The sequence below is a fragment of the Flavobacterium plurextorum genome, from assembly GCF_002217395.1.
GTDB lineage: Bacteria > Bacteroidota > Bacteroidia > Flavobacteriales > Flavobacteriaceae > Flavobacterium > Flavobacterium plurextorum.
This window is the reverse complement of record NZ_MUHD01000017.1, coordinates 49784-70202: the sequence shown is the minus strand read 5'-3', so window position 1 is coordinate 70202 and position 20419 is coordinate 49784. Positions and strand designations below refer to the sequence as shown.

The window sequence follows — 20419 nt, the reverse complement described above, 5'->3', positions numbered from 1 at the left end:
GTTTCTCAAAAAGAGCGATTAAACGATTTACCGATTAAACAAAAACCACAATGAACTCTTTATTACTTCCTACTTATTTTCCATCAATCAGCCACTTTGCTGTTATGGCACAATCTGAGAATGTAACTTTTGAAATGGAAGATAATTTTCAAAAGCAGACTAATAGAAACCGCACATACATCTATAGTCCAAACGGAATTCAATTATTAAATATTCCTGTTAAACATTCTAAATCTGCACATCAGAAAACGAAAGATGTTTTGATCGAAAATGAATTTGACTGGCAGAAACAGCATTTTAAATCGCTGGAAGCAGCATATAGAAGCTCGCCTTTCTTCGAATTTTTTGAAGATGACATTACTCCTATTTTCGAGAAAAAACACACTTTCTTGATGGATTTAAACATGGAAGTTTTAGACATTACCACAAAATGTCTAAGAATGAAATTAGAATTCGGCAAAACAACTGAATACTTTCATGAGATAGAAAATATTTCTGATTTCAGATATTTAACAAATGGAAAAAAAGATCAAAATTCATTCGAAAAATACACTCAGGTTTTTGATGACAAGCATGGTTTCATCAACAATTTAAGTGTTTTAGATTTACTTTTTAACGAAGGGAAATTTGCGATGGATTATTTAAAAACACAGAAACTATTATAATATTCTTCTGATTTTTTGCCAAGTAACAGCGAACAGCTAAAGCAATTTTAAAAAATTCAAGAATATCAATTTTATTCCATTGAAAGTCTAGCCATTATAGGATAATGGTCTGAATTTTCGAAGTCAGGAAAGCTTTCAAAATGCTTTACTTTCATTTTACTATCTGTAAAAATATAATCGATTCGTGCTGGGTAATATCTAAATTTATAAGTTGCTCCAAAACCTTCACCTGCTTCTTCAAAAGCATCTTTAAGTTTTCCTTTAATATTTCGGTACACGTATGAAAACGGACTGTTATTCATATCACCGCAAATAATAATTGGATTTTTACATTGCTTAATATTTTCTTTAAAAATTTCGGCTTGTTCCTGCTGCTGTGTAAATCCTTTACTGATTCGAGCATAAATACGCTGTGATTTTTTCTGATTTACATTGTCTATATCATCTGAAATTTCGTTTACATCAGGCGAAATTTTAATTGACTGCAAGTGCATGTTATAAACTCGAATAACATCTTTACCACGTTTTATATCTGCGTAAATCGCATTATTATCCGATTTAGGAAAAATAATTTTTCCTTCGTTGATTATAGGAAATTTTGAAAAAATAGCCTGACCTGTTTTAATCTTTTTCCCATCTATAAAAATATAACGATGCGGATACACTTTTAAATCAAGGTGAGCTGAATTAGAATACTCTTGAATACACAAAATATCAGGATCTTTTTCGTCAATAAAGGCTTTAATATTTGAAGGAATATCATCGCGATCTAACCACTTAAAAACATTAAACAGACGAACATTATAACTCATTACTGAGAAATCTTTTTCGCTTTTAATATATTCTTTCGACGAAAATTTATAGAACTTGCTAATAAACGTTATCCCGGTTAACAAAACCAAACCAGACAAAATAAGGCGCTTTTTAAACTGAATTGCCCAGTAAACGAAGAAGAATCCGTTCATCACAAAAAAAGCCGGCATAAACAGCGTAAGCACCGATAAAAGAGGAAAACTTTTAGGTGCTAGAAAAGGTAAAATATAGATGCTGAATGTAAGTACAGTTAACACTATATTCAAAAAGAACATTACTTTATTAAACCACGAAAGGTTTTTCATATTTTTTGGCTGAAAGGATTATTTCCCTGCTTTAAATAAAAACTCTTTTTCTTCTTTAGTCAAACAATCATAACCAGATTGACTGATTTTATCTAAAATCTCATCAATTTGCTGTTGTGTTTTATCTTTAGTAACAATTCGTGAAGTTACTTTTTCTGTCGGTTTTTTGTAATTTTTATGAACTTTTGTAAATGGCGTTGTTGGAGATTTTCTAAACAAATTAGCAAAAAAGTCTAATACTTTTGAAACTATTTTACTTAAATCAGTTCCTTGCTGCAATGCTTTAATGAAGATAAAACCAAAAACAGCTCCCGCCAAATGAGAAATATGTCCGCCCATATTATCTAAGCGAAACTGCATTAAATCCAAAATTAAAATTACACCCGTAATATGCCACAACTTTACATTACCAATCAACAGCAAACGAATATTCATTAAAGGTTGATACGTTGTAACAGCTGCCAAAATAGCCATAATTGCAGCCGAAGCTCCAACAATAGAACCTGCAATATTTGAAAAATAAAAACTAAGCGCAAAAACTACTCCCGAGAAAATAGCGCTTAAGATATACAATCCTAAATACTGCTTTTGACTAAAAAAAGTAAGGAACAGATTGCTCGCAAAGTTTAAAACCATCATATTAAACAACAAATGCAAAAAAGAGGAATGAAAAAATGCATACGTTAAAAATGTCCAAGGTTTAAACAAAAAAACATTTGGATCTGACGACAATGCTAACCAACTAGGATAATCAAAACCTCCACCAGAATATTGATAGAAAAAAATTAAAGAAATAAGAAAGCAGGCAATATTCCAATAAATTACTCGCATTGCGATTCCACCTAATTTATATTGGAGTTTTAAATCGTCAAGAATATTCATAAAGTCTTCTTTTGGTTTCTAAAATTAATTATTTAAAGTTAAAAATTAATTCCAACGATTGTTATTAAACTGATTTTTTTTCCAGTACCACATAATCATAAATCCAAAAAAAGCACCGCCAATGTGGGCGTAATGAGCAACTCCCGAATCAATTCCCATTAGTGAACCTCCCAAAATTCCAAAAAAACCATCATATAAAAGCATGTAAACTGGCACAAAATATTTAGCTTTAATCGGGATTGGAATAAACATAATACCAAGTTCAGCATTTGGAAACATAAAAGCAAATGCCACAAGCAATCCGTAAATAGCGCCAGATGCACCAACCACAGTTCCTAGATATGCACTTGTAAAATGTTTAAATTCTGAAACAGTTAAAATTTGCTGCCATCTTGTATCAATTTTACCATCATTTAGCAAACTTAAAATATCAGCTTTATGAAAACCATTTGCCAGAAGAATATTCAAACTGTCTTGATAGAAATAATAATTCACTGCAAAATTCACTAAAGCAGCGCCTAATCCGCAAGAAATATAGAAGAACAAAAATTTCTTTCCACCCCAAAAATGTTCGAGCGTTGAACCAAACGAATACAGTGCAAACATATTGAAAGCAATATGAGCAAAACCACCATGCATAAACATATGAGTAATTGGCTGCCAAAATTTAAATCCAGGATTTTCAGGAAAAAAAAGTGCTAAATACTCATAAGAAACAGGTACTAATTGCGCACCTAAAAAAAATATAATATTAATTATAAGCAGTTGTTTTACAACGGGAGTCATATTCATCATAAGGCAAACTTTTTATCTATATCTTCAACACGCATGGTGATGAATGTAGGTTTTTGAAAAGGTGAAATATTTGGATCTTTACAAGCAAACAAACCGTTTACGAGATTATCTTGTTCTTTTTCGGTTAAATAAGATCCTGTTTTAACCGCTAAACTTTTTGCCATCGATTTGGCTATAGTATCATTCTGACTGTAACTGCTCGCTGGGATTCCGTCTTGCAAATCACTCAACAATTGCTCAATTACAAGAGAAACTTCACTTTCGGTAATATTTACTGGAATTCCAGAAATTACAATATGATCCGTTTTTGCATCTTCAAACACAAAACCAGTCGTTTCTAACGAAGGTTTTAATTCTTCGATCAATTTCATTTCTAATGAAGAGTAAAACAAATCCAACGGAAAAAGCAATTGCTGACTCGAAGCTTGATTTACTGTCATATTCAATAAAAACTGCTCGTACAAAATACGTTGATGTGCACGATGCTGATCGACAATTATCATTCCAGACTTTATTGGCGAAACTATATATTTTTTATGTATTTGATACGTTTTCTGACTTGCTTGTTCTACCTCATCATCATTAAACAAAGATGAAGTTACTTCTTCATTCTCAAAATTAAAAGGCGAACTTTCGATACTTTCTGTATTCTCTGTATCCAAACCAACGTATAAACTTTCCCAACTTACTGTTGGCTCAACTCTTTTTGAATACCCCGAATAAGAGGAACCTGAAGAAAAAGAAGAAGATGAAGATCCTGAACTATAACTAGAACCCGATCCTGAAGCTGCTTTTGAATAATGTTGATTGGTTTTATCATCTGTAAATGGATTAAAAGTTCCATCAACCTGAATTGTAGGTGTTTCTGCTTCTAAATCTTTATAATGATAAGGTGTATCTAAATTTGAGTCTCTTTCAAAATCTAAAACCGGAGCAACATTAAACTGTCCTAAACTATGTTTAATTGAAGCTCTTAATATCGCATATAAAGCTTGTTCATCATCAAACTTAATTTCGGTTTTAGTGGGATGAATGTTAATATCAATCGTATTAGGCGGAACTTGTAAATACAAGAAATAACTCGGCTGCGAACCATCTTTCAAAAGTCCGTCGTAAGCCGCCATAACAGCATGATGCAAATAACCGCTTTTTATAAATCGGTCGTTTACAAAAAAGAACTGTTCTCCCCTATTTTTCTTAGCAAATTCTGGTTTACAGACAAATCCTTGAATATTTATAATCTCGGTATCTTCATTAACTGGAACTAACTTTTCGTTGGTTTTACCAGACATAATCCCAACAATACGCTGACGATATCCTGCTGCAGGTAAATTATACAACTCACTTCCGTTATGATAAAAACTAAAATGAATATTTGGGTGCGCCAAAGCCACACGCTGAAATTCATCCATAACATGACGAAACTCGACTGTATCGGATTTTAAGAAATTACGGCGGGCTGGAATATTAAAAAATAAATTTTTAACCGCAAATGAAGTTCCTTTTGGCAAAACAGCTACTTCCTGCGAAACAAACTTACTTCCTTCGATTACAATATGCGTTCCTAATTCATCTTGATCTTGCTTAGTTTTCATTTCCATGTGGGCGATAGCCGCAATGGAAGCCAAAGCTTCTCCACGAAAACCTTTGGTACCAAGAGAAAATAAATCTTCGGCTTGACGAATTTTTGAAGTTGCATGACGCGCAAAACACAAACGAGCATCCGTAACCGTCATTCCAACACCGTTATCAATAACCTGAACTAATGATTTGCCGGCATCTTTTATAATCAATTTGATGTCAGTTGCTTTTGCATCAACAGCATTTTCTAACAATTCTTTTACGACTGAAGCTGGTCTTTGAACCACTTCTCCGGCAGCAATCTGGTTAGCAACGTGATCTGGAAGCAATTGAATAATACTCGACATTTAATATTTAAGATTGTAGATTAACGATTTAAGATTTTTGATTTGAAATCTAAACCAAGAGGTACAAATTTAGTGAATTTTGATTGTCTTTTAGAACATCTGCAATCATAAAAAAAACAAAAACCTCAATGCTCTAAGAAACAGAAAGATTAAAGTTATTGATTTTTATTTCTAAAAGAAAACCAATTCACTTTTACTCTCGCAAGTACTCTATATATTAAAAACAGAACATCACAAATAAATTCGAATTCAGCCTTTTTTCCATAGTTAATCAACCTTAGAAAGAGCATAAAAAAACCCATACTTTTTAATAGTATAGGTTTTTAATATTTTCAAAACAATTGTATTTTATTCCTTCTCAATTTTTCTAGGACCATCTTCTATCTGAAGAGCTCCTGACGAAAGCAATGGCTGATTAAAAGCATGTGCCATTGAAGCCTGCTGACGAATATAGGCCATTTTTATTGCTGCAATTGCCGCTTCGGTTCCTTTGTTTCCGTGAATTCCTCCACTTCTATCAATAGACTGCTGCATATTGTTATCTGTCAGCACACAAAAAATAACCGGAATATCAGTTTGAACATTCAGATCTTTAATTCCTTGAGTCACGCCTTCGCAAACAAAATCAAAATGTTTGGTTTCTCCTTGAATTACACAGCCAATTACAATTACTGCATCTACATTTTGTGTTTGCAGCATTTTCTTTGCGCCATAAATCAATTCAAAGCTTCCTGGAACATTCCAGCGAATAATTTGCTGTGCAGGAACCTCGCAATCAATTAACGCTTCAAAAGCACCATTATAAAGTCCTTCTGTTATAGTCTCGTTCCACTCAGAAACAACAATCCCAAATCGAAAGTCTTTCGCATTTGGGATTGTGTTTTTATCGTATTGTGATAAATTTTTATTTTCGGTAGCCATCTGTATTATTTTAGATTTTTAATTCTAGAATTTAAATTCTTAATTACAAATCTACAATCTTAAATCTAAAGTCTAAAATTTTTATTGTGCTAATCCTATCAATGCATCAACAGAAGCTGCTTCTGGAGTTGCATCAAAATTATCTTTAATATCTGTAAAGTATTTTAATGCATCTTCTTTTTGACCTAAACCTAAAGCCGTTTTACCAGCTTTTAATAAGAAACGAGGTGTTGTAAAATCGTTTTTATTAGATTCAGCAGCTTTTACATAATAATCTAAAGCTTCTTTTTGTTGGTTCTTTTGAGAATAAGCATCTCCAATTGCACCTTTTGCTAAAGCACTTAAAATTAAATCTTCTGATTTAAAATTACCTAAATACTTAATAGCATCATCAAATTTACCTGTATTTAAATATGCCATACCAGCATAGTAATTTGCTAAATTTCCTGCATCAGTTCCAGAATATTCGTCAGCGATTTTTACAAATCCGAATTTACCTTCAGAACCATTCAAAGCCAATTTATATAATGAATCACTTGCTACACCATCAACAGCTTTTTGAAAGTTTTGTTGAGCAACAAACATTTCGTTTGCAGCTTCGTCTTGTTTAGGAGCTTCGATAAATTTTTGGTAAGCCAAATATCCAATAGTAGCAACTGCAATACCAGCAACTAAACCAATAATGATTTTTTGATTTTTAGCAACCCAATCCTCAGTTCTTGAAGCAGTTTCATCTAACTTAGAAAAAACCTCAGCAGTTTTGCTGTCTTTCTCGTCAATAATTACTTGTTGCTCTTCAGTTACTTCTTTAACTTCCTTCTCCTTTGGTGCTTTATATCCTCTTTTATTGTAAGTAGCCATTTAAAATTAATTTAGTGAACGGCAAAAATAAAATTTTTATTGAAACTGAGGTAAAAAAAATGAATTTTATCACTATTTTAAAACAAATATTTTCAAGAATGCTAACTCCTTTCACATCAGCACCAAAATAAATCAACTTGAAACACGCCAAAACCCTTTTATATCGATAAAATTAGATAATTTGCGTCTTCAAATTTCGCAATATATAATACGAAAAAAAACACCTAAATGAACTTAAGAGAAGGAGAAGTGTTAATTCAAGAAATTCAACACACTAAAAAAATACCTTTTAGACTCGAAGATTTAATAACAATATCCATTTTTACCTCTTTTTTCATAATTCTAAAAATCCTACTAACACCTTCAAAAGACACTAAAATCAATAATTACGAGGAGTTATATTATTATTTTATCATACCTATTCTCCTGTTTTTTTATTTTCTCATGACAATAGGAAGAATATTAATTCGATGGTTTAAAACCAAAACAACCGTTTTTTTCTTAACAAATCAAAGAATAATTTTTTGTGATTCGAATTCTCAAATAATAAATAACAGTTTCGAATTAGAAAACTTGATTTTAAATTATAGAGAAAAAGCAAATAATTCTGGATACATTATTATCGGAGAACCAGAATCAATAGCGACAAGTTCTAATAACGCTTTTATGAATCGTACTGGAATTAATTTTTTTGAAGATAAAAATGTGATGTATAACATTTCAAAAGTAAAATCTGTTTTTGATTTAATAGTAAAAACAAAAAGTAACCTTATAAAAAACAAGTAGCAATCCAAAATCGTAAATTTGCGAGCTTTCTTTATTTAATTTTATTCTGACTGTCGATCAAAAATGCATTTAAACAAAATCTCATTATTCAACTATAAAAATTTCGCCGAAGCAAATTTTGATTTCGACATCAAGATTAATTGTTTTGTCGGCAAAAACGGAATTGGAAAAACCAATGTGCTTGATGCTATTTATCATTTAGCTTACGGAAAAAGTTATTTCAATCCGCTTGCTGTTCAAAATATCAAACACGGAGAAGAGTTTTTTGTTATTGATGCTGAATTAGAAAAAGACGAGAGAACTGAACAAATTGTCTGCAGTTTAAAAAAAGGACAAAAGAAGATTTTAAAAAGAAACGGAAAAGCTTATGATAAATTTTCAGATCATATTGGTTTTATTCCGTTAGTAATCATCTCGCCTGCTGATCGTGATTTAATTGTAGAAGGCAGTGAAACACGCCGTAAATTTATGGACAGCGTAATTTCGCAATTAGACACTGCTTATTTGCATCAGCTTATACAATATCAAAAAGTAATTGTACAGCGAAATGCACTTTTAAAATATTTTGCACTCAATCATACTTTCGACAATGATACCTTATCTATATATAATGAGCAGCTAAATAGTTTTGGACAATCGATTTTTGAGAAACGAAAAGACTTTCTAGAACAATTCATACCTATATTTAATATCCATCATCAAGCCATTACAGGATCTGAAGAAACTGTTCAAGTAGTTTATGAAAGTCATTTGTATCAAAAGGATTTATTAACGCTGTTAAAAGAGAACATTAATAAAGACAGAGCACTGCAATACACAAGCACTGGAATTCACAAAGATGATTTATTGTTTGAAATCGATTCTCATCCTATTAAAAAATTCGGCTCACAAGGACAGCAAAAATCTTTCTTAATTGCATTAAAACTAGCACAATTTGAATTTTTAAAGAAACAAAGCGGCGTAAAACCTCTTTTACTTTTTGATGATATTTTTGACAAGTTAGATGAAACAAGAGTGGCAAAAATTGTCGAAATGGTAAACAGCGAAACGTTTGGGCAGCTTTTTATTTCAGACACTCATCCAGATCGTACAGAAGCCATTGTAAAATTGACGCATCAGAGTTATAAAATTTTTAATTTATAATAATTTGCTGCGAACCAGCACGAATTCAAGATTAACAGCATGTAAAACTTTGACAAAGTCGCTCAAAGTCAAACCGAAATTGAAAATTCGCGTTAATTCGTAGCAAAAAACATCAATTCGATTTTATAATTCTATTAAGATTTTAAAAATGAAAAATCATTATTTTAGCCTAAATCATTTTTAAAACCACAACAGCATGAAATTCCCTAAAATCTTATTGGCAATCGTTTCACTTGTACTCTTTTCTTGTAACGAAAAAAAAGCGACTCCATTTGAATCACTCTCGCCACAAGAGTTTGCAGAAAAAATTAAAACAACTGAGAATCCGCAAATTTTAGACGTTCGAACTCCAGATGAATTTGCATCAGCACATATAGACAAAGCAGTAAATGTAAACTGGAACGGAGAAGATTTCGATTCAAAAGCAGCTGCTTACGACAAATCGAAACCTGTATTTGTTTATTGTTTAAGCGGCGGAAGAAGTAAAAAAGCAGCAGCAAAACTAAACGAATTAGGCTTTACAACTGTTTATGAACTTGACGGAGGATTCATTAATTGGAATGATAAAAACGCTCCAAATGCTGAAACTTCTGAAAACGGAATGACAATGAATGAGTTCAATGCTTTACTAAATACGGATAAAAAAGTGTTTGTTGATTTTTATGCTGAATGGTGCGGCCCTTGCAAACAAATGGAGCCTCACATTCTAAAACTAGAAAAAGAATTGGCAGACAAAGCAGTTATTATCAGAATTGATGTAGATAAAAACAAAGATTTAGCGCAGCAAATGGAAATAACACAGCTGCCGACAACTTTTTTATATGAAAATAAAACGATGAAAAAGAAAAACATCGGGTACATCAGCGAAGAAGAGTTAAGAAAACAACTGCAATAAAACATAAAATATGCTAACGAAAGAATCATTGCAATTTTTAGACGATTTAAAGAAAAACAACAATCGAGATTGGTTTCAAGACAATAAAAAGCGCTACGAAATCTTCAAAAAAGATTACCATCAATTGGTAAGTGATTTTCTAGACGCGATGAAACCACTTGATTCTTCGTTAGAATTATTAGAAGTTAAAAACTGCACTTTCAGAATCAACCGCGACATTCGATTCTCAAAAGACAAATCTCCTTATAAAGCTCATTTAGGTGTTTGGCTTTCTGGTGGAACAAAAGGCTTAAACCGAGCGGGATATTATGTTCATATCGAAAAAGGCGCTAGTTTTATCGCAGGCGGATTTTACTCTCCAGAATCTGAAGATTTAAAAAAAGTCCGTAAAGAAATTGCATTTTTCCATGATGATCTAGAAGCACTTCTAGCGGATAAAAACTTCAAAAAAGAATTTGGAAGTTTAGATGTAAAAGAAAACAACTCACTTAAAAATCCGCCGAGAGGTTACGAAAAAGATCATCCTGCAATTGAGTTTTTAAAACTAAAAAGCTTTACTGCAACTCAAAAATACGACATCTCTGAAGTGACTGAGAAAGATTTTGTTTCGAAAATGAGTAAAAAACTAATCGCATTAAAACCTTTAAATGATTTTATCAATCGCGCTTTAGACACAGAAGAATTTTAGTTTTATTTGCCACAGATTAAAAAGATTAAAGTAATTCTTTTAAGCTGTGGCAAAAAACAAATGATAATTAATGAACAAAAAAGTACTTTTTCTTGGAGAATCTTATCGTGCCGATGCTATAACCTGGATGAAAGGTCTAAAAGAATTTGGCGATTTTGAAATTATTACCTGGGAACTTCAAACGCCAAATAATTCAAAACTTAATCGATTCAAACGTATTCTAGAGTATTTTTTTTCTCCAATTTCAATTCAAAAAATCATTAGAGAAGAAAAACCAGACATGGTTATTGCTGAAAGAACCACAAGTTATGGATTTCTTGCAGCATTATCTGGCTCTAAAACAATTGCTATTGCACAGCAAGGCCGCACAGATTTATGGCCGGAAGATTCGGTTTTATATCCTTTAAAAAAAATCATTCAGAAATATGCATTCAAAAAGGCACATTTAATTCATGCTTGGGGACCAGTAATGACAATTTCTATGAAAGCGACTGGCGTTGACATGAACAAAGTTTTGGTTCTCCCAAAAGGAATCGATTTATCTCTTTTTACGCCTTCAACAAACAATTCAAACAAAATAGAAGCTATTGTCACTCGTTCTTTACAGCCCGAATATCGACATGACTCTATTTTAATGGCATTTTTTATTCTTAATCAAAAAGGAATTGATTTTTCCTTAACTATCGTTGGTGACGGAACAAGATTGCAGTTTTTAAAAGATTTGGCAAAAAAATTACAAATTGAAACCAAAGTAACTTTTACTGGAAGAATCCCAAATACAGAACTTCCAAAATTATTACAGCAATCAAACACTTATATCAGCATGCCAATTACCGAAGGTGTTTCGGCATCTTTATTTGAAGCCATGGCTTGTGAATGTTACCCAATAGTTTCAGATATTGCAGGAAATCAAAGCTGGATCAAGCATCGCGAAAACGGACAATTGATTACGATCGATGACAACGAACAACTTGCCGAGGAATTAATCTGGTCTTTTGAAAATATTGAATCTCGAAATCAGGCGATTATTAGAAACAGAAAATTTGTAGAAGAAAACGCAAATTACAACTCCAATATGAAAATTATTGCAGATAAATATCATGAACTTCTCAACTCTCGATCTATTTAACAGCAAGCGTAACTTTTTTTCAACCTCAGCGACATACTGTTAAAATGAATTTCTAATTTAATCCTGAAAGCAATATGAGCAATAGAAGAAACTGGTTAAAACAAATCGGGTTAGGTACAATAGGATTAGGCTTTTGTCAATTTGAAGCATTTGCAAATCCTCCATTAGAAAATTATATTCCTTCAACTTTAGACAAATCTCCTGTTTTATTAAGGTCGAATGAAAATCCGTACGGACCATCTCCTCTAGCTCGTCTTGCAATGCAAAAAAGCATCAACAACAGTAACCGATACGGCTGGAATGCCTCAGGAGAATTAATTTCTTTAATTGCTAAGAAAAATAAAGTTTCAGATAATAATATTCTATTGGGCGCTGGTTCAACAGAAATTTTAGATTTAGTACTTCAATACACGGCGTTAATGAAAGGCAATTTTATACTTGCCGAAAAGACTTTCGATTATTGGACATTTCCTTCTGAAAAATTAGGATTAAAAAAAATCACAGTTCCATTAACTGTCGATAAAAAACATGACTTAACAGCAATGTTAAAAGCAATCGATTCAGATACTAAAATGATTTATATCTGTAATCCCAATAATCCAACAGGAACAATCTGCGATAGAGAAAAGTTAATCTCTTTTGTAAAAGAAGCTTCAAAAAAAGCAATTGTTTTTGTTGATGAGGCTTATATCGATTTTACAAAAGAACAGTCATTAAGCGATCTTGTAATCGAGAATAAAAATTTAATAATCACTAAAACTTTTTCAAAAATGTATGGTTTAGCCGGCGCGCGTATAGGTTATGCTGTTGCAAACTCTTCTACAATTGAAGAACTCAGTGTTTTAAAATCATCTCCTAACTTATCCATCAGCGTGGTAACAACGGCTGCGGCGATTGCATCTTTAAATGATGAAAAATTTATTCAAGAAGTATCTTCTTTAAATGAAGAAGTAAAGAAATATACTGTAGAACAACTTACTCGATTGGGTTTAACCTGCATTCCGTCCTATTCCAATTTTATTTATTTTTCTTTAGAAAATTACAAAAAGGATTACTTTAAGCTATTGGAAAACCACAATATAATGGGAACAAAGATTTATGAGGAAAACGGAAAATGGACAAGAATTACAATAGGAACAATGAAGGAAATGCAGCAATTTATTGAAGCCATAAAATAAAAATTCTCGGAAAAGTCTTTTTACAGAAAATCTGTTCAAATAAATTATAATCGTTACTTTTGAACTCAGAATTTTTCCGAAGTTTCGGAACTCAAAAAAGCCTTTTATTTATGGAAATCCAATCCAATTTTTCTTTAAAAAACTACAATACTTTTGGCATCGAAGCCAAAGCAAAAAAATTTGCTGCCGTTCATTCACTTGCTGAATTAAAAACCATTTTGGAAGAAAACAAAAACGAGGAAAAATTCATTTTAGGCGGAGGAAGCAATATGCTTTTGACTAAAGACATTGAGGCGTTGGTTATTCATATTGATTTAAAAGGAAAAAAAATCATTAAAGAAGACGATGATTTTGTTTGGGTTGAAAGTCAGGCTGGCGAGACTTGGCATGATTTTGTACTTTGGACAATCGACAACAATTTTGGCGGTTTAGAAAACATGTCTTTAATTCCTGGAAATGTTGGTACAACTCCGGTACAGAATATTGGTGCTTACGGAACTGAAATCAAAGATACTTTTGTTTCTTGCGAAGCAATGAATATTGCAACTCAGGAAATGAAAACTTTTACTAATGCTGAGTGTAATTTTGGATACCGCGAAAGCATTTTCAAAAATGAAGTAAAAGATCAATTCATCATTACTTCGGTTGTTTACAAATTGACCAAACGCAATCATAAAATCAATACCTCTTATGGCGATATTTTAGCTGAATTGGCTAAGAAAAACATTACTGAACCAACTTTGAAAGAGGTAAGTAATGCCGTAATTGCAATTAGACAAAGTAAATTGCCTGATCCAAAAGAACTAGGAAACAGCGGAAGTTTTTTTAAGAACCCAATTTTATTAAAATCTGATTTCGAGAAAATTCACGAAAAGTTCCCTGATATGAAGTTTTATGAAGTTTCTGAAACCGAAGTAAAAGTTCCTGCAGGATGGCTGATTGAACAAGCGGGATTAAAAGGAAAACGTTTTGGAGAAGCTGGAGTTCATAAAAACCAAGCTTTAGTTTTAGTAAATTACGGCAATGCAACAGGACAGGAAATCTTGGCCGTTTCTAAAGAAGTTCAGAAAACGGTTTTTGAGACTTTTGGAATTCATATTGAAGCAGAAGTAAATGTGATTTAAAAGTGTAAATTTCGTTAAGCGATATGAATTTACTTTTGTCAGACTGAGCGAAGTCGAAGTCCTCATTAACATAAAAATATTTCGACTTCGCTCAATGTGACAAACCCAAAAAACACAATATGTACACACCTCACTTATACAAAAACGAGAATCCTGAAGAGATCAGAGCTTTTTTAAAAGAAAATAGTTTTGGAATTCTGATTAATCAAACTAACGGGAAATTGTGTGCAACTCATATTCCGATAGAACTTGAAATAAATTGTGACGGAAAAGAAATTTTGCAAGGACATATTTCAAAACTAAATCCTCAAGCAGAAGGTTTTAAAGAAAATGATCAAATTCTAGCGGTGTTTACAGGACCACACAGTTATATATCTTCATCTTGGTACGATCATGAAAATGTACCAACTTGGAATTACATAGCCGTACATGTTTATGGAAGAATTAAAATTGTTGACTACGAAACTTCGGTAGAACAACTAAAGAAACTAGTAGATAAATACGAAGCAAATTCAGAAAATCCTATTAGAGTTGAAGACTTATCTGTTAAAACAATGCGTGAAGCTCGAGGAATTTTTGGTTTTGAAATAGAAATTGACGAAATTCAGGCAACTAAAAAGTTATCACAAAATCGAGACGATCACAATTATAAAAACATAATAACGGAATTAGAAAAGACTGAAAACCCTCAGTCTATTGCTGTTGCGAAGGAAATGTTGAAATGCCGAAAGTAAATGTGTATTAATCATTGAAAATTACTAATTCATAACTACCTTTGTTCTCGCAAAATTTCAGATATTAATAGACATTAAAACCATATGCTTATAACTTTATTTTACTTCTTTATTGCTATTGTTTTTATTCAAGTTTTCTACTACTTAGGAATTTTTGGAAAGTTTGCATTCGCTAAACCTCAAAACATTACACCTAAAAAGATTCCGGTTTCAGTTATTGTCTGCGCAAAAAATGAAGAAGAAAACGTAAAGAAATTTATCCCATTATTAGCTGAACAAAATTATCCTGATTTCGAAATTGTTTTAATTGATGACGCTTCCAGTGATGAAACTTTAGAGGTTTTTGAAGAATTTGAAAATCTATATCCTAATATTCGTTTGGTTAAAGTAAAAAACAACGAAGCTTTTTGGGGAAATAAAAAATACGCTTTAACATTAGGAATTAAAGCAGCAAAAAAAGATTATTTATTGTTTACGGATGCTGATTGTTACCCAACTTCAAAAGAATGGATTACAGCAATGACTTCGCAATTTACAATGAATAAAACTATTGTTTTAGGATATGGAGGTTACGAAAAAATAGAGCGTTCATTACTAAATAAAATTATTCGTTTTGAGACTATTTTAACTGCAGTTCAATACTTTTCATGGGCTAAAGCAGGATTTCCATACATGGGAGTTGGAAGAAATTTAGCTTACAAAAAAGAAGAATTTTTTAATGTCAATGGTTTTATTGAGCACATACAAGTTCGTTCCGGCGATGATGATTTATTTATTAATCAGGCTGCAAATAAAACGAACACAACCATTTCTTATACTCCAGAAAGTTTTACTTACTCTAAACCAAAGGAAACTTACAAAGAATGGTTTACTCAAAAAAGAAGACACGTTTCTACGGCTGAATATTATAAATTTTTCGACAAATTTCAGTTGGGAATTTTCTTCTGCTCGCAATTGTTTTTCTTTTTGTCGGTCATAATTCTGCTTGCTTTTCAATTTCAATGGATTGCAGTTTTAGCCATTCTTGCAACTCGTTACACCATAGTTTGGACTGTTATTGGGTTTTCTGCAGGAAAATTAAAAGAAAATGATATTAAAATTTGGTTTCCCGTTGTAGAAATAGCGCTTATATTCACGCAAATTAATATCTTTATATCTAATATCTTTTCAAAACCTGTATATTGGAAATAAATTCTAAAATAGAAAAAGCAAAAAAAGGCGATCAAGCCGCCTTTACTTTTTTATTAGATTATTATTGGAATGAAGTTTACAGCTTCATGCTTAAACGAACAGAAAACGAAACGACTGCCGAAGATATTACCATTGAAACCTTTTCGAAAGCGTTTGACAAAATTGCTTCTTACAATTCTGAATTTCAGTTTAACACTTGGCTGATTGCTATTGCCAAAAATGTCTATATTGATTTATTGCGTAAAAAGAAAACTAGTCTTTTTATAGAAATTACCGATGCCGAAGATCAGCAGGCTTATAATATTGCTGACACTACTCTCTCTGCTGAAGATGCTTTGATTAACGAGCAAAACCTGTCTCGACTGCTTCTGTGCATTAAAGAATTAAAACCTCATTATCAAGAAGTAATTCAACTGCGTTATTTTCAAGAAATGACGTATCAAGAAATCGCCAGTAAAATAGACGAACCTTTAAGTAATGTTAAAGTAAAGTTACTTCGTGCTAAAAAATTGTTAGCAGAAATCATTAATCGTAACAGATAATTTATTATCTTTAAGAAAAGAATGACACATTATCTTCTTTTTTCTTAAAAAAATTACTTTAACACACTAAAACATCAACTTCTGCGTTGTTTGTCAAAACCCTAATTCTTATTGCGTATGATTTAAAGTTACTTAACCTTAAAACCCAAAAATCATGTCTAAATCTAGCATCTATGAAAACAAGTGGATTGATCTTGTTTTCGAAAACAAAAACAAAGAGTACGGCGCGTATCAATTACGCCAAGAGAATTCTAAAACTACTATTACAGCTCTATTCATGGGATTGTTGTTACTAGCAGCCTTAGGAAGCGTATCGATGCTGATTAATAAATTTAGGACACATGATCCTGTCGAGGCAACACCAATTACAGAACCATTGGTAGTTGTGCAAGTCAACACAGAGCCGATTAAGGTACAGCCTGAACCTCCTGCACCAATCGCACCACCTCAACAAACGGCTGCAACACCAGTAACTGAAGCTTTGCAATTGACAAATCCAGTTGTTACTTCGGCTGCTCAAGCAACACCAGAAATCGCTACAAATGCAAACAATGCTCCAATAGTAGAAAATACTACAGGAACAGGCACCAGCGTCAATGTTTTGCCAGGGACAGGAAACACAGGAAACCCAGGAACTTCTGAGCCAATTGATAACGGAAACGGCATTGTGAACACAAGTGTTTTAGACAAAATGCCAGAATTCCCAGGTGGAATGGCTAAATTCTATGCTTATGTTGGAAACAACTTTAACAGACCAGAATTGGATGCTGAAAAAACATTACGAGTGTATGTTTCATTTGTAATTGAAAAAGACGGCTCAATTACAGACATCCTAGTAAAAAATGATCCAGGTTACGGAATGGGGAAAGAAGCGATTAGAGTTTTAAAATCATTAAAAACAAAATGGACTCCGGGAATACTAAACGGTAAAGCAGTAAGAACTGCTTACAATCTCCCGATAACAATAAAAACAGAAGCAGAATAAAAATAGAAAAGCAGAATTTAGGTTCTGCTTTTTTTATGCTTTTTCTTCAAAACTGAAACATTTACCGAACTAAACATATTCTATTTTTTCTACTTTTACAACTCCTAATCATAAACACAATAATCACCGTAAAAAACAAAAAAATGGGAATATTTTCAGCCCTTATGGGTAATGCAGGTACTGTCACTCAGGAAGATTTGCTTAAAAAGTATGGTCAGTTATTAACTGATAATGAAGAAATTGAAATGGGTTTTAAATTAATCCGTGATACTTTTATCTTTACCAACAAAAGATTAATCTTAGTTGATGTACAAGGATTAACTGGAAGCAAAACCGAATATAAATCTATTGCTTACAAAAGCATCACTCGTTTCAGCGTAGAAACTGCTGGAACTTTTGACCTTGATGCCGAATTAAAAATATGGGTTTCAAGCGAACTGAATCCAAGTATCGTTAAACAGTTTAACAAATCTGTAAATGTTTATGACGTTCAAAAAGTTTTAGCGCATCACGTTTTAGGCTAACAATAGTATACAAAAAAAGAGAACGGCAGATCATACGATCTGCCGTTCTCTTTTTAAACTAGAAATTATTATTTCTTTTTAGTTGCGGCTTTTTTGGTTGTAGCTGCCTTTTTAGTCGTTGCCGCTTTTGGAACCGTATTATCTATTTTTTGCTGTACGTATGGTTTATACAAACCATCTTTTTCAGCTCTTTTTTTCGCATCATCTGCTCTTTTCTTAGAATCTGGATGCGAACTCATCATTTGATCAATAAAAGAAGCTTGAGCTCCTTCGCTCATTTTAGCCAAAATTCTAAATGCTGATTCTTCTGCATTTACATCATAACCATTTTTCTTCAAGAAATTATATGAAAACAAATCCGCTTCGCTTTCTTGTTTACGGCTGTGTTTACTGTCAATCATGGCACTTCCAATTTTCCCTAACTGACTATCAGTAAGTGAAGATATTTTTGCTGATTGAGAAGAAACTCCATCAATCACCGCTTCTTTTTGGTAAGCTGCACGCATTGCATCTCTGGAATCATTATTGGCAACGTGACCAATTTCATGACCTATTACAGCCAGCAATTCGTTATCATCCATAATATCCATTAAACCCGAATATACGCGCACACTTCCATCTGCAGTAGCGAAAGCATTCACATCTTTAACTTTGTATACTTTATAATTTAAAGTATATCCATCACCAGCAGTATATTTTCCAAACACTCTGTTCAATCTTAGTGTATAACCATCAGTTGGTCCAGCCACTTCATTTTCAGCATCCATTTTTGCAACTGCTTCTTTAGATAAAGCCGCTGCATCTGCATTCGTTAATGTAAACGCAGTTACTCCTTTTTGAACCGCTCCAATTGCTTTATCACCTAAATTAATTTGTGCGTTTGTTTTTGTAAATCCAAAAGCAGCAAACAAAACCCCTAATACAATAAATTTCTTTTTCATATTTCTAAACATAATTATTATTTAACAACAAATGTATTACAATAAAATCCTATTTCATTTCACGGAAAGCTTCTTTTTTTCAAACAAATTAAAGATATAAATTTTTGATGAGCTGCATAACGATCTACAGCTATTATTCATAGCACTTAACAGCATAAAATACAAAAACGGCAGGTTCTTTAGAGAATTCGCCGTTTTTACATTTTACAGAGAGATTCAGCAACTGATTCTTTAACTAAAACTGCTGTATCAGTATCACTAAAAGTACATCCACGAACAACTTTACCTAATATCCGACAGTATTTATACATTCATTACAGTAAAACTAAAAGCCGTCAGTAAAATCCCTAATACAATAAATCTCTTTTTCATGTTTTTTCAAACTTTAAATTAACAGCAAAATTACTGAAGGAAAAATTTCGCATCGCCTTGAAACGCTAAACTCGTAGCAGAATAAGACTAAATTTAAATTTTCAAAATCAAGCTAAAACATTAAATATGAATAAAAAACAAAGTAAACAACTTAAAACTTGAATTAATTATCTTACTTTTATTCTCTTACAAAAACAACCAAAACCATATAATTAAAATTATGAATAGATACATTCTTTTTTTTCTTTTTATTGCTTTACAGGCCAATTCACAAACCATAAAAGCAACTTATACAGAAAAAATACTTAAAACAATTGGAAAAGAAAGCAGAGCCATTTCTAATGAAATTAAACCTAAAACATTTACTTATTCTTATGCTGATAAAAAATCTATTACTGAACTAATCCCATCACAAAAATTATCTATTGATACTTCACGTGTAGAAATTGGAGGTCGTAAGCTTGAAACCTATTATCAAATTGATCTCCCTACAATTGACATAACCTTTAAAAACCAAAATAACAAATCAATACGAAAAGAATATACTATCAGCAATAAAGATTTTAGCGCAGAAGAGAAACTTACCGACTACGAATGGACATTTGCAGACGAGACTGCTGTTATCAATGGATATACTTGCAAAAAAGCAACCTCAACAAAATCATTAGCTCCTATTACCGCTTGGTATGCTGAAGAAATACCAGTCAATGACGGACCAGGTTTATACTGGGGATTGCCGGGTTTAATACTAAAAGTGGAACTTGGAGAATATACAGTTGTTACAGTTGATAAAATTGTAATCAGTAACGAAAATATTGAAATCAAAGAACCAGAAATAAAAACCAGACCAGTTTCAATTCGTCAAATGTACAAGGACATCAAAACTTATCTAGATTCAATAAGGCCTCTTCAATATAAATAATATTTTGTCTTGTTAAAACGCTAAACTCATAGCAGAATAAGACTAAATTTAAATTTTCAAAATCAAGCTAAAACATTAAATATGAATAGAAAAAC

The 20419-nt window shown here is 32.2% G+C and carries 21 protein-coding genes; 14 read left to right on the top strand and 7 right to left on the bottom strand.

What is annotated here, in order from left to right; genetic code table 11:
* Window positions 1–50 precede the first annotated feature (50 nt).
* On the top strand, window positions 51–665 hold the full coding sequence (locus tag B0A81_RS10445) for a WbqC family protein (protein ID WP_089057985.1): 615 nt from the start codon (window positions 51–53) through the stop codon (window positions 663–665).
* Between the two features lie 71 nt (window positions 666–736).
* On the opposite strand, the gene B0A81_RS10440 is transcribed toward B0A81_RS10445, so the two are convergent.
* From B0A81_RS10440 to B0A81_RS10415, 6 genes are all read right to left on the bottom strand, one after another.
* Complete coding sequence (locus B0A81_RS10440; protein ID WP_165768058.1) at window positions 737–1783, bottom strand: endonuclease/exonuclease/phosphatase family protein; 1047 nt, start codon at window positions 1781–1783, stop codon at window positions 737–739.
* Window positions 1784–1801: 18 nt separating this feature from the next.
* Window positions 1802–2665, bottom strand: a complete 864-nt coding sequence (locus B0A81_RS10435) for a rhomboid family intramembrane serine protease (protein ID WP_089057984.1) — start codon at window positions 2663–2665, stop codon at window positions 1802–1804.
* A 45-nt stretch (window positions 2666–2710) separates the two neighbouring features.
* A complete protein-coding gene (locus tag B0A81_RS10430) occupies window positions 2711–3460 on the bottom strand; it encodes a rhomboid family intramembrane serine protease (RefSeq protein WP_089057983.1) in 750 nt (249 codons plus the stop codon).
* Entirely contained in the window at window positions 3457–5388 is a 1932-nt protein-coding gene (gene mutL / locus B0A81_RS10425) for a DNA mismatch repair endonuclease MutL (RefSeq protein ID WP_089057982.1), read from the bottom strand. The genes B0A81_RS10430 and mutL overlap by 4 nt, the downstream gene beginning before the upstream one ends.
* A gap of 348 nt (window positions 5389–5736) precedes the next feature.
* Window positions 5737–6309 (bottom strand): 6,7-dimethyl-8-ribityllumazine synthase, encoded by a 573-nt coding sequence (gene ribH, locus B0A81_RS10420; RefSeq protein ID WP_089057981.1) that lies wholly within the window; start codon window positions 6307–6309, stop codon window positions 5737–5739.
* Window positions 6310–6390: 81 nt separating this feature from the next.
* Window positions 6391–7170 carry a tetratricopeptide repeat protein gene (locus tag B0A81_RS10415; protein WP_089057980.1) on the bottom strand — a complete coding sequence of 260 codons (780 nt, stop codon included), beginning with the start codon at window positions 7168–7170 and terminating at the stop codon, window positions 6391–6393.
* A 228-nt stretch (window positions 7171–7398) separates the two neighbouring features.
* Between B0A81_RS10415 and B0A81_RS21545 the strand changes: the two genes are divergently transcribed.
* From B0A81_RS21545 to B0A81_RS10355, 12 genes are all read left to right on the top strand, one after another.
* On the top strand, window positions 7399–7956 hold the full coding sequence (locus B0A81_RS21545) for a hypothetical protein (RefSeq protein ID WP_123922176.1): 558 nt from the start codon (window positions 7399–7401) through the stop codon (window positions 7954–7956).
* Between the two features lie 63 nt (window positions 7957–8019).
* Entirely contained in the window at window positions 8020–9099 is a 1080-nt protein-coding gene (recF, locus tag B0A81_RS10405; RefSeq protein ID WP_089057978.1) for a DNA replication/repair protein RecF, read from the top strand.
* Between the two features lie 196 nt (window positions 9100–9295).
* A complete protein-coding gene (locus B0A81_RS10400) occupies window positions 9296–9994 on the top strand; it encodes a thioredoxin domain-containing protein (protein WP_089057977.1) in 699 nt (232 codons plus the stop codon).
* Window positions 9995–10004: 10 nt separating this feature from the next.
* Window positions 10005–10682 (top strand): DUF2461 domain-containing protein, encoded by a 678-nt coding sequence (locus tag B0A81_RS10395; protein ID WP_089057976.1) that lies wholly within the window; start codon window positions 10005–10007, stop codon window positions 10680–10682.
* A gap of 70 nt (window positions 10683–10752) precedes the next feature.
* Complete coding sequence (locus tag B0A81_RS10390; RefSeq protein ID WP_089057975.1) at window positions 10753–11811, top strand: glycosyltransferase; 1059 nt, start codon at window positions 10753–10755, stop codon at window positions 11809–11811.
* A gap of 74 nt (window positions 11812–11885) precedes the next feature.
* Window positions 11886–12989 (top strand): pyridoxal phosphate-dependent aminotransferase, encoded by a 1104-nt coding sequence (locus B0A81_RS10385; protein ID WP_089057974.1) that lies wholly within the window; start codon window positions 11886–11888, stop codon window positions 12987–12989.
* A 110-nt stretch (window positions 12990–13099) separates the two neighbouring features.
* Window positions 13100–14113, top strand: coding sequence for a UDP-N-acetylmuramate dehydrogenase (murB, locus tag B0A81_RS10380; protein WP_089057973.1), 1014 nt, complete (start codon window positions 13100–13102; stop codon window positions 14111–14113).
* Between the two features lie 119 nt (window positions 14114–14232).
* Window positions 14233–14847 carry an FMN-binding negative transcriptional regulator gene (locus B0A81_RS10375; RefSeq protein ID WP_089057972.1) on the top strand — a complete coding sequence of 205 codons (615 nt, stop codon included), beginning with the start codon at window positions 14233–14235 and terminating at the stop codon, window positions 14845–14847.
* Between the two features lie 84 nt (window positions 14848–14931).
* The gene (locus B0A81_RS10370) at window positions 14932–16038 is read left to right on the top strand and encodes a glycosyltransferase (RefSeq protein ID WP_089057971.1); all 1107 of its coding nucleotides are present in this window, start codon (window positions 14932–14934) and stop codon (window positions 16036–16038) included.
* Window positions 16029–16580 carry an RNA polymerase sigma factor gene (locus B0A81_RS10365; protein ID WP_089057970.1) on the top strand — a complete coding sequence of 184 codons (552 nt, stop codon included), beginning with the start codon at window positions 16029–16031 and terminating at the stop codon, window positions 16578–16580. The genes B0A81_RS10370 and B0A81_RS10365 overlap by 10 nt, the downstream gene beginning before the upstream one ends.
* Window positions 16581–16734: 154 nt before the next feature.
* Window positions 16735–17565: an energy transducer TonB gene (locus tag B0A81_RS10360; RefSeq protein WP_089057969.1), complete on the top strand. Its 831-nt coding sequence runs from the start codon at window positions 16735–16737 to the stop codon at window positions 17563–17565.
* A gap of 143 nt (window positions 17566–17708) precedes the next feature.
* Entirely contained in the window at window positions 17709–18089 is a 381-nt protein-coding gene (locus B0A81_RS10355; protein ID WP_089057968.1) for a PH domain-containing protein, read from the top strand.
* Window positions 18090–18157: 68 nt separating this feature from the next.
* Here the strand turns inward: B0A81_RS10355 and B0A81_RS10350 are convergent, their stop codons facing one another.
* Window positions 18158–19030, bottom strand: coding sequence for a M48 family metalloprotease (locus B0A81_RS10350; RefSeq protein WP_089057967.1), 873 nt, complete (start codon window positions 19028–19030; stop codon window positions 18158–18160).
* A gap of 592 nt (window positions 19031–19622) precedes the next feature.
* On the opposite strand from B0A81_RS10350, the gene B0A81_RS10345 reads away from it, so the two are divergent.
* Entirely contained in the window at window positions 19623–20324 is a 702-nt protein-coding gene (locus B0A81_RS10345; RefSeq protein ID WP_089057966.1) for a GLPGLI family protein, read from the top strand.
* Window positions 20325–20419: the final 95 nt, after the last annotated feature.

Bases quoted from the DNA above. Each gene is read 5' to 3' on its own strand.
- B0A81_RS10445 (WP_089057985.1), top strand. From the start codon at position 51: ATGAACTCTTTATTACTTCCTACTTATTTTCCATCAATCAGCCACTTT.
- B0A81_RS10440 (WP_165768058.1), bottom strand. From the start codon at position 1,783: ATGAAAAACCTTTCGTGGTTTAATAAAGTAATGTTCTTTTTGAATATA.
- B0A81_RS10435 (WP_089057984.1), bottom strand. From the start codon at position 2,665: ATGAATATTCTTGACGATTTAAAACTCCAATATAAATTAGGTGGAATC.
- B0A81_RS10430 (WP_089057983.1), bottom strand. From the start codon at position 3,460: ATGATGAATATGACTCCCGTTGTAAAACAACTGCTTATAATTAATATT.
- mutL (WP_089057982.1), bottom strand. From the start codon at position 5,388: ATGTCGAGTATTATTCAATTGCTTCCAGATCACGTTGCTAACCAGATT.
- ribH (WP_089057981.1), bottom strand. From the start codon at position 6,309: ATGGCTACCGAAAATAAAAATTTATCACAATACGATAAAAACACAATC.
- B0A81_RS10415 (WP_089057980.1), bottom strand. From the start codon at position 7,170: ATGGCTACTTACAATAAAAGAGGATATAAAGCACCAAAGGAGAAGGAA.
- B0A81_RS21545 (WP_123922176.1), top strand. From the start codon at position 7,399: ATGAACTTAAGAGAAGGAGAAGTGTTAATTCAAGAAATTCAACACACT.
- recF (WP_089057978.1), top strand. From the start codon at position 8,020: ATGCATTTAAACAAAATCTCATTATTCAACTATAAAAATTTCGCCGAA.
- B0A81_RS10400 (WP_089057977.1), top strand. From the start codon at position 9,296: ATGAAATTCCCTAAAATCTTATTGGCAATCGTTTCACTTGTACTCTTT.
- B0A81_RS10395 (WP_089057976.1), top strand. From the start codon at position 10,005: ATGCTAACGAAAGAATCATTGCAATTTTTAGACGATTTAAAGAAAAAC.
- B0A81_RS10390 (WP_089057975.1), top strand. From the start codon at position 10,753: ATGAACAAAAAAGTACTTTTTCTTGGAGAATCTTATCGTGCCGATGCT.
- B0A81_RS10385 (WP_089057974.1), top strand. From the start codon at position 11,886: ATGAGCAATAGAAGAAACTGGTTAAAACAAATCGGGTTAGGTACAATA.
- murB (WP_089057973.1), top strand. From the start codon at position 13,100: ATGGAAATCCAATCCAATTTTTCTTTAAAAAACTACAATACTTTTGGC.
- B0A81_RS10375 (WP_089057972.1), top strand. From the start codon at position 14,233: ATGTACACACCTCACTTATACAAAAACGAGAATCCTGAAGAGATCAGA.
- B0A81_RS10370 (WP_089057971.1), top strand. From the start codon at position 14,932: ATGCTTATAACTTTATTTTACTTCTTTATTGCTATTGTTTTTATTCAA.
- B0A81_RS10360 (WP_089057969.1), top strand. From the start codon at position 16,735: ATGTCTAAATCTAGCATCTATGAAAACAAGTGGATTGATCTTGTTTTC.
- B0A81_RS10355 (WP_089057968.1), top strand. From the start codon at position 17,709: ATGGGAATATTTTCAGCCCTTATGGGTAATGCAGGTACTGTCACTCAG.
- B0A81_RS10350 (WP_089057967.1), bottom strand. From the start codon at position 19,030: ATGAAAAAGAAATTTATTGTATTAGGGGTTTTGTTTGCTGCTTTTGGA.
- B0A81_RS10345 (WP_089057966.1), top strand. From the start codon at position 19,623: ATGAATAGATACATTCTTTTTTTTCTTTTTATTGCTTTACAGGCCAAT.